The sequence below is a fragment of the Ilumatobacter sp. genome (assembly GCF_049588435.1).
GTDB lineage: Bacteria > Actinomycetota > Acidimicrobiia > Acidimicrobiales > Ilumatobacteraceae > Ilumatobacter_A.
The window spans coordinates 1-2836 of record NZ_JBAVYV010000143.1; the positions used below are offsets into that span (position 1 = coordinate 1).

Sequence of the window (2836 nt, forward strand, 5' to 3'; positions counted from 1 at the left end):
ACAGAGGCTGCGGTCGCAGCGCATCCATACAGCCCTGATATCCGACGTAGAGTAGTCATCCCTCACGCGCCGTCGCAAGTCTTCGTCAAAGAAATCGGTAAGTAACGCTCGCACCGAGGTGCTCGGCGCCCTGACCGCCGATGTCCACACCGCTCCGATGGATCGATCAGCAGCGAGGCAAGCCGTGGTTGGCGAGGTTCACGCGCGGTGGTGGATGTGCAAAGCGGCGGGAAGAACTCGTGCGGTGAGCCGGGTGACGTCACCATCCGCGTCGCCGTCGCGCTGGCTCTCGACCCGACGGGCCCACGCGACCTCGATGCGTTCCCCCTGGGCGCGTACGACGTCATCGCGGGGAACCTCACGACCGAGTGCGAGGCGTCCGACCGTCACGATCATCCGCCGCAGGCTGGCGACCCGCACGACGGCCACGTCGAGCAGCCCGTCATCGAGCGAGGCCTCGGGGGCAACTGCGAACCCGTCCGACACCCGGTTGCCCACGTTGAACACGATCACGCTCATCGCCTGACCGGCGTACAGATCCGCGCCGTCGACCCCGACCGTGACGTGTCTGGGCGAGTCACGCACGAGCCGCCGCATCCCCTCGACCATGAACCGCAGCCGCCCGAACCTCGCGTCGCTGTGGTCGGCCGCGTCGGCGATCACCGCCGCGTCGTAGCCCATCGAGGCATTCATCACGAACACGCCCTGCTCGGTCTCGCCGAGATCGATCACACGGGTTCGGCCGGACAGCACCGCTTCCACCGCCAGGTCGATCGTGTCGAGTCCGAGGACCTGCGCCATCAGGTTGACGGTGCCACCGCGCACGGAGACGACCGGGATCGAGGATTCCCGTGCTGCGAGCGCTTCCGCAACGAGGTTCAGCGCACCGTCGCCACCGACCGCAGCAATCGCGTCGACCCCGCTCTCGACCGCCCGACCCACGACCTCACCGAGCTCGTCCGGCGACTCGGTCCGGTGGAGTTCGACGTCGACATCGGTGCCGTCGAACTTCTCGACGAACGCGTCGGCGTCAGGATCGTCGGGACGAGCGATGACGACGACCCGACGCTGGTCGATCGACGGTTCAGATCGTGTAGCTGAGCGCACCCAGCACCGCCTCGCCCAGTTCGATGTCGCCGGCCAACTCGATCTGGTCGCGCACTTCGTGGGCAGCAACTCGTCCAGCGCAGCGGCGGGTCATCACCCCGACAGGCAACGTGATGGTGGCCGTCGCTGTTCCATCCAGATCGGGCACCACCGCTGCTCGGCCTTCGACCGCGACGTGGATCGTGCGAACGATCGACCCGTGATCGGTCAGCGCGAACGTGACCGACTGACCCTCGACCACTCCTGCACGCTTGCCGATCACGAAGCCCATCGCCATCGACATCTCGTTGAGGGTGACGTCGACGGCGAGGCCGGATTGGTGACCCGCCCGCCCGACCGCGTCACGGATGTCCTGTTCGTGCAGCCAGCAGTCGAAGACCCGGATCTGCATGAACCGTCCGTAGCTGTCCGGGCCCGCCGGGGTGAAGGACTCAGCGTCCCACTCATCCGCCGTCATCGATGCCAATACCGCCAGGCGAGCTCCGGTGTACTCCTCGAACAGCGACAGCACCTCGTGCGGCGGCTTCGCGCGCAGGTGCTCGACCCACACCTCGTTGAACGCGCCGATGTCGTTGCGCACATGAGTCAACGCGTCGCGATCGATGTCGACCTCGGGGTTCGCGATACCGAGCAGCATCGCTTCGGTGCCGACCATGTGGGCGACGTTGTCCTGCACGCTCCACCCGGGCAGCGGTGACGGGAGCGACCACTGTCCCTGATCCAACCCGACGAGCAGATCGGTGGTCGATGCCCACACCTCGCTCAGTGCGGCGATGGTTCGGTCCTTCGGGACGATCGTGGTCATCGCCCCATCAGAGCACGTCGGCGCCGATCATCTGTGAACCGACCTTCCGTGAGCGTCGTAGTGTTGGGACATGAGTGAACCCGACACGGTCATGGGCCCGATCGAGGGCGCAACCCACCAGAGCTTCGCCGGCATGGAGATCGACGTGATGTCCGCCGGTCCGGTCCGGATCAAACGACTCGTCTACGGAGTCGGAGGACGTTGGTCGGAGCACGTCAAACCGCACGTCGGCACCGACTTCTGCATGCATGCCCACGTCGGCTTCATCGCCCAGGGTCGTCTCGCCGGCGAGTATCCGGACGGTTGCACGTTCGATTTCGTCGCGCCACAGGCTGTCTGCATCGAACCGGGTCACGACTCATGGGTGATCGGTGATGAACCGGTCGTGTTGATCCAGTTCGACTTCGAGAACGACACCCTCGAACGACTGGGCATGCCGGACAGCCATCAGCACTGAGCGACGACTCGCGCCGGACGCCTGCGATCGCGGTCGGCAATCGGTCAGAGCACGTCGTCGAGCGGAGCCTGGGGTCCGACCGCGCCGATCGCCTCGAAGTACGCGAGGTGTGCTTCGACGACGTTGACCGCGTCGACGTCGTCGAGTAGATCGACGTCGTTGCGCTCGGACTCGCCGATCAGATACGCGGTGAGCGCGTCCTCGGTGACGATGACCTGTTCGTCGATCGCCTGGCGCTGATCGACCACCTTGTCGGGTTGCAGACCCTGTGCGTGGAGCCACTGCATGTGGAACATCAACAGCTGCTCGACCTCACCGGGGGTCAGGCGGGCCTGACTCTCGACCGGGAGCCGATCACAGACGAAGTCGGTCGCCTCGTCGAGGCGGTACACGGCACGGGGCGCCACCGCATCGAGTCGGTGTGCCTCTCGCCCGACCACCACGGCGGCGATCGCAAACACTGCGAT

At 66.0% G+C, this 2836-nt stretch carries 4 protein-coding genes; 1 reads left to right on the forward strand and 3 read right to left on the reverse strand.

Annotated elements, in window-relative coordinates; genetic code table 11:
- Positions 1 to 198: 198 nt before the first annotated feature.
- The gene (locus WBV89_RS05445; RefSeq protein ID WP_423980323.1) at positions 199 to 1107 is read right to left on the reverse strand and encodes a diacylglycerol/lipid kinase family protein; all 909 of its coding nucleotides are present in this window, start codon (positions 1105 to 1107) and stop codon (positions 199 to 201) included.
- Positions 1085 to 1912: a maleylpyruvate isomerase family mycothiol-dependent enzyme gene (locus WBV89_RS05450; protein ID WP_423980324.1), complete on the reverse strand. Its 828-nt coding sequence runs from the start codon at positions 1910 to 1912 to the stop codon at positions 1085 to 1087. The genes WBV89_RS05445 and WBV89_RS05450 overlap by 23 nt, the downstream gene beginning before the upstream one ends.
- Before the next feature lie 70 nt (positions 1913 to 1982).
- Here WBV89_RS05450 and WBV89_RS05455 point away from each other — a divergent pair, with 70 nt between their 5' ends.
- Positions 1983 to 2369: a hypothetical protein gene (locus WBV89_RS05455; RefSeq protein ID WP_423980325.1), complete on the forward strand. Its 387-nt coding sequence runs from the start codon at positions 1983 to 1985 to the stop codon at positions 2367 to 2369.
- Between the two features lie 44 nt (positions 2370 to 2413).
- Here WBV89_RS05455 and WBV89_RS05460 read toward each other — a convergent pair.
- On the reverse strand, positions 2414 to 2836 hold a 423-nt coding region (locus WBV89_RS05460; RefSeq protein ID WP_423980326.1), incomplete at its 5' end, for a hypothetical protein.

Coding starts and splice junctions, on each gene's coding strand:
- WBV89_RS05450 (WP_423980324.1), bottom strand. CDS start 1,912: ATGACCACGATCGTCCCGAAGGACCGAACCATCGCCGCACTGAGCGAG.
- WBV89_RS05455 (WP_423980325.1), top strand. CDS start 1,983: ATGAGTGAACCCGACACGGTCATGGGCCCGATCGAGGGCGCAACCCAC.